Below are 6159 nucleotides of genomic sequence, written 5' to 3'. Positions count from 1 at the left end.
TATTTATACTATATCTATGATAGCAGGATTTATTGCTATGGGATTTGCTGGAAGTTTAGGAGAAAGAAAAAACTTATCTAAGCAAATTTTACTTATTGGAGTATTTTTTTTCATACTCTCTTATTTATGTTTTACTTTTTCGTATTCTCTTAATTTCTTTATCTTTTCAGTAATTATCTTTTTTATAGGATTTAATTTGCATGAACCCATTATGCAATCTTGTGCTTCAAAATTTTGCAAAGTTCATGAAAAAGGTGTAGCTTTGGGGATATTTAATTCCTTTGGATATGGAGGAAGTTTTATAGGAGGAATTTTAGGGGGGTTATTTTTACATTTTGAAAAGCTAGAGCTTCTTACTATTATTTTAGTAGTTTTATCTGTATTTTGGTTTATTTTGCTTTTATTTTTAAAAAATCCAGCTGAATTTAAAAATATTTATCTCAACCTTAACACGCCTTTAAATTGGGAAAAACTTTTAAATACTAAAGGTGTTATAGACATTTACAAAAATTCAAAAAATTTAGTAATTAAATTTGATAATAAACTGACAAGCAAAGAAGAATTAGAAGCAAAAATATGAATAAATTTTTATTTTTTCTTCTTTTTATATCTTTTGCCTTTGCTAAACCAAATCAAAAAATTCCAGAAATTTCAACTATAGCAAAAAAGATTTTTTTTATAGAAAAAACTATTTATTTTACACATCACAATATAGATTATAAAATCTTTATTGCAACAAATAATACAAATGCTAAAGAATATAAAAGCATTTATTTACTTGATGGCAATGCTTTCTTTCCTTTATTTTTAAATCTTTTTTCTAAACCAATAAAAGAAAATCTTTTAATCATAGGCATAGGTTATAACACTTCTTTAGCTTTTGATACTAAAAACCGCACAAAAGATTATACACCCGATAAGCAAGATGGATTTGAAGAAAGTGGAGGAAGTGAAAATTTTAGAACTTTTTTAAAAACACAACTAATGCCTTATATCGAACAATATTATCCTAGTGATAAAAATTATAAAGCTATTTTTGGACATTCTTTTGGAGGGCTTTTTGCTCTTGATACACTTTTAAAAGATAGCAAGCTTTTTAGTTATTATTTTATCATTTCCCCTTCTTTATGGTGGAATGAAACTAAATTTTTACCCCAAAAAATCAAATTATCATCTTGTCCTAAAATATATTTTGCAATGGGTTCTGCCGAAAGAAAAAGGTATGCATTGCTAAGCACTAAAGAGCTTAGTCAAAAAATTTCACAAGAAAGTTCTTGCAAAAGCTCTTTTAAACTTTTTGAAAATGAAACTCACGGAAGTGTTATTAATAAAGCTATGATTTATGCTAAAGAAATTTTTCTTAAACCATCATCGCCTTAATCATCACTTTAGCCTTGCATTCTGCACAGCAATAAAGAGTTTTGATTTTATTCTCATCATTGCCAAATTTATCTTTCATAAAATTTGCTATCTTTTCAACTGCTTTTTTTGTAGCAAATTCTTTACCGCATTCTATACAAGCAAAAAGTTCATCTTTGGCTAAAGTGTGATATTTAAAATAATCTTTATTTAGTTCTATACCGCTACGCACAAGTTTTAAGGTATCTTTTTCAGCACAACTTGACTCACAATATCCACAAGTAGTACAAAGTGAAGGATTAAATTTTAAAGCATTTTCTTTAGAATCAGCAATCAATGCTCCCACATTACAAGCTCCTACACAAGAAAGACAAAGCGTACAAGTATCAGGATTGATTAAAACTTGACCATATCTTAACCATTCTCCACTTTCTACCCTACCTAAATCATCATCAGCAATTAAATGTTCTAATCTTTTAGCAAAAAGCTCTCTAGTTGTAAGAAAATTTGAATGAAGCTCAAAAGAAAGACCTTGGATAAATTCTAATTTTTCTAAAACATTTTCAAGCTCTTGTTTATCTTTAGCTACAAAAATGGCCTTTTTGTTAAATTTTCTCTCAAAAATAGTATTTAAAAGATTTATAGCTTCATTACTTCCTTTTGAAACAAAATCAGTATAAAAAACTAAATTTGCTCCGCTATTTTGCAAAAGCGTTAAAAAATGCATATTAGAAAGCCATTTTTCACCTTCTATCATCAAGGGTAAAATATCTTCTTTTAGATTCAATTCTAAATTTTCTAAAGACATTTTTTTAGGAATAATTAAAATTTTATAACCCTTATATAAATTAGCTATTTCAAAAAAACTATTTCTTGGCATAGGAGCATAATCAAGTGAACCACTAGGGCAAATACTAATACATCCTCCACATCCTAAACAATCTATTTGAGAAAATTCCAATTCTCTTCTTTCATCATCTTTTAAAATAGCCGTTGTAGGACAAATTTCAGCACATTTTGCACAATGTTCGCTACGTCTTTGATGATATTGACATATACTCAAATCATAAGTAATATAAGTTTTATAATGATATTTTGGGGTTTTTTGTTCTAAAAATTCAAAAAGCTCCTCAGTGCTTTTAAAAGAACTTATATCAAAACATCCACTTTGTCTTGTAAAATCTTTGCGTATTTTGTCTAAATTCCCATTAAAAAGTAAAATATCAAAATCAAGCTCAATTTCTTCGCTATCTTTCTTAACTATAGCACAAAGCTCACCAATTGAACCAAAAACAGATATAAGTTCATCATTTTTAAAATTTAAAACTTTAAAATTTTTACTTTTTAAAAAATCACTAATTTCTTCTTTAATATCCACTAAAATGATATTTTTACCTACTTCTTTAACCTGCTCTAAATCAAGTCCTAAATCATAAGCTATCAATCTTGCTTCATAAAGTTTTGATACATTTTTACTTCTTTTTAAGGTATCATCTTTTGAATTTTTTAGATAAAAATTAATTTCAGGGGCATAAATTTGTGCTTTTTGATTTTTATCATTTGAAATTAAAAACTCATTTTCATTTGGTTTGTCTAAAATAGTGATATTATCTTCTAAAGGAATTAAAAAATCATTTTTTACATAAACAAAATCTTGCATTTTTAACCTTAAAAACTTTGATTATAAATTTTATGTTAAAATAGCAAAATATTTTCTTAAGGTTTAAGATGAACAAATTTAGAGACTTCCCGCAAATTTCTAGTCTAATAAAAGATGAAAACTTAAAAATTTACCCTTTGTATCTTAGAAACTATTTTTCTAAATGCGTCATTAAAGAAATGAAAAAAAAATTACAAAAAAATTTAGACAAAAATATAGACAAAGCAGAAATTTTAGATGAAATTCAAAATAAAATAAAATACTTTTTAAAAAACGATCTTCAAAGTCTTATTAATGCAAGCGGGGTTGTCATACATACGAATTTAGGAAGAAGTGTAATTGATGAAGATCTTTATGAAAACTGCAAAAAAATAATTTGTTCTTATTCTAATTTAGAATTTGATCTTAAAACAGGAAAAAGAGGTTCAAGATATGATTCTTTGCTAGAAAAATTTAAAATCCTTTTTGAATGTGAAGATGCTTTAGTTGTAAATAATAACGCAGCAGCAGTTTTTTTGATCCTTAATACCTTAGCTAAAGATAAAGAAGTAATTAGCTCAAGAGGAGAGCTTGTAGAGATTGGAGGAAGTTTTAGAATTCCTGAAGTAATTAAAGCAGCAGGAGTAAAACTTTATGAAATTGGGACTAGCAATAAAACTCATTTAAAAGATTATAAAGAAGCTATCAATGAAAATTCTGCCCTAATCTTAAAAACACACAAATCTAATTTTTCTTTACTTGGATTTCAAAGTGAGGTAAATTTAAAAGAATTAAAAGTCTTATCTAAAAAGAAAAAATTAATACTTTATTATGATTTAGGATCAGGATGGTGCGAAAATCTTAATTTAGATTTAATAAAAAATGAGCCAGAAATTAAAAAACTTTTAAAAGATTGTGATATTTTAAGTTTTAGTGCAGATAAGCTTTTTGGTTCTGTGCAAGGTGGTATTATTTTAGGAAAGAAAAAATTTATAGAAAAAATTAAAAAAAATCAGCTTTTAAGAATGTTAAGAGTGGATAAATTAAGCATTACCTTTTTAAATGAAACGCTTAAATTTTATTTAGATAAAAAATTTGAAAAAATTACTACTTTAAAGCTTTTAAATGATGATTTAGAGCACGTAAAACAAAAAGCCTTAAAAGTTCAAAAAAATATCAAATTTAAAACTACACTTCAAAAAAGTAAAAGCTTAGTTGGAGGAGGTTCTATGCCTGATAAAAGTTTAGAAACTTTTGTTTTAACTTTTGAAGGCAAAGCTTTACTTTTACAAAAAAAATTTAGAGAAAAAAATATCATAGGACGCATTGAAAATAAAAAATTTATTCTCGATTTTCGAAGTATTAGAGAAGATGAGTTAACTCATTTAAGCAATATTATAAATTCAATGGATACACTATGAATTCTTTACTCATTGGAACTGCTGGACACATAGATCATGGCAAAACTTCTTTAATTAAAGCTTTAAATGGTTTTGAAGGTGATACTTTAAAAGAAGAAAAAGACAGACAAATAACCATCAATTTAAGTTTTTCAAATTTAAATTTCGAAAATAAATATATTTCTTTCATTGATGTTCCAGGACATAAAGATCTTGTTAAAACTATGATAAGCGGAGCTTTTGGCTTTAGTGCTTGTTTATTTGTTGTTGATATTAATGAGGGCTTAAAAGAACAAAGTTTAGAACATTTAGAAGTACTTAATCTTTTAGGGATAAAAGATATTATTTTAGTATTTAGCAAATGTGACTTATGTAAAAATTTAAAAGAACAAAGTGAAAATATTTTAAAAAATTTAAATTTTACTCCTATGGAAATTTTTTATACTTCCATTAAAGATATAAAAAGCATAGAAAAGCTAAAAAACTATCTTTTAAATTTAGAATGCAAAAATACAGATGAAAATTTAATTTTTCGTTATTACATTGATAGGGTTTTTTCTTTAAAAGGTATAGGGACTATAGTTACTGGAAGTCTTAATGAAGGAAGCATTAGCCTTAATGAAAAGATTATATGCCTTGATAATCAAAAAGAACTTATCATTAAAAATATACAAAATCACGAAAAAAATCATACCACAATAAAAGCTTATAACCGCGTAGCTCTAAGTTTAAATTGCGATCATAAAGAACTAAAAAAAGGTTATATACTTAGTAAAAAAGGCTATTTTAAAGCTTTCAAAGAATGCGATGTTTTAATAAAAGCAAAAAATTTAAAAAATGAAAAAATGATTTTTTGCGTTGGAACAAAACAAATAGAATGCAAAATTTCCATACTTAAACAATTAGAAAATAATGAATTTTTTGCTCATTTAAACTTTGAAAAAAATCTTTTTTTATGCTTTAATGAAAGATTTATCTTACTTCAAAATAATCGCGTTGTTGGAGGTGGAAGAGTTTTAAATCCTGTAAGCGAACCTTTAAAAAAAGAAGCAAAAATTAAACTTTTAAATTTTTTAAAAGAAGAAAAACTCAAAGAAAGTTTTAATTATCTTAAAGAAATTCATAAATATGGTTTTGGCTTATTATCAAGCTATCAAAGATTTAAATTACAACACGAAGATGCCCTAAACTTAGCCAAAGAGCTTGATAATGTTTTTGTAGATGAAAAAGAATTAAATGTTTATACATTAACAATTTTAGAAGAAATAAAAAAATTTATTGCTTTTAGTATAGAAAAAAATCCTTATGCTATGCTTTCAGCTCACTCCTTAGCTTTAAGAATTCCTTGGGCAAGTAAAAGTTTTTGCGAGTTAGCTTTAAAAAACACAAAAGAACTTGATTTTAATAAAGGAATATATTTTAAAAAAGGAATAGATTTTAAAAAAATAGAAGAAAAAAACAATAATGAACTTTTTAATATCATTAAAAAACAAGGAATTTATCCTAAAGCTCCTTATAATATCTATGATTTTTTAGATCTTGATAGAAAAAGTGGTGATAATATATTAAAAAAACTCACTAAAAATTCTCTTGTAGTAAGATTAGCTCATAATCTTTTTATAGAAAAAAAAGCTTTAGACAATCTAATGAAAGAATTTTTAGAACTCTTAAAATACGAAAGTCTTGATGTGCAAAAAGTCAAAGAAAAATTTAATCTTTCAAGAAAATATGCCATAGCTTATTTAGAATACCTAGATAAAG

Annotated in this window: 5 protein-coding genes; 4 read left to right on the top strand and 1 reads right to left on the bottom strand. The window is 25.5% G+C overall.

The genetic code is table 11. The features are described 5' to 3' along the window. Together JG677_RS06610 and JG677_RS06605 are read left to right on the top strand one after the other, a co-directional pair. Positions 1-580: MFS transporter (locus JG677_RS06610; protein ID WP_200285855.1), on the top strand; the 580-nt coding region annotated here is incomplete at its 5' end. Further along, on the top strand, positions 577-1380 hold the full coding sequence (locus tag JG677_RS06605) for an alpha/beta hydrolase (RefSeq protein WP_200285853.1): 804 nt from the start codon (positions 577-579) through the stop codon (positions 1378-1380). The genes JG677_RS06610 and JG677_RS06605, both read left to right, overlap by 4 nt. Here JG677_RS06605 and JG677_RS06600 read toward each other — a convergent pair. After that, complete coding sequence (locus tag JG677_RS06600; protein ID WP_200170253.1) at positions 1361-3019, bottom strand: 4Fe-4S dicluster domain-containing protein; 1659 nt, start codon at positions 3017-3019, stop codon at positions 1361-1363. The genes JG677_RS06605 and JG677_RS06600 overlap by 20 nt on opposite strands. Before the next feature lie 68 nt (positions 3020-3087). On the opposite strand from JG677_RS06600, the gene selA reads away from it, so the two are divergent. Together selA and selB are read left to right on the top strand one after the other, a co-directional pair. Continuing rightward, on the top strand, positions 3088-4419 hold the full coding sequence (gene selA / locus JG677_RS06595) for an L-seryl-tRNA(Sec) selenium transferase (RefSeq protein WP_200285851.1): 1332 nt from the start codon (positions 3088-3090) through the stop codon (positions 4417-4419). Continuing rightward, positions 4416-6159: selenocysteine-specific translation elongation factor (selB, locus tag JG677_RS06590; protein ID WP_200285849.1), on the top strand; the 1744-nt coding region annotated here is incomplete at its 3' end. The genes selA and selB, both read left to right, overlap by 4 nt.

Source organism: Campylobacter sp. TTU-622, from assembly GCF_016598965.1.
Lineage (GTDB): Bacteria > Campylobacterota > Campylobacteria > Campylobacterales > Campylobacteraceae > Campylobacter_D.
This window is presented reverse-complemented; position numbering and strand designations above follow the sequence as displayed.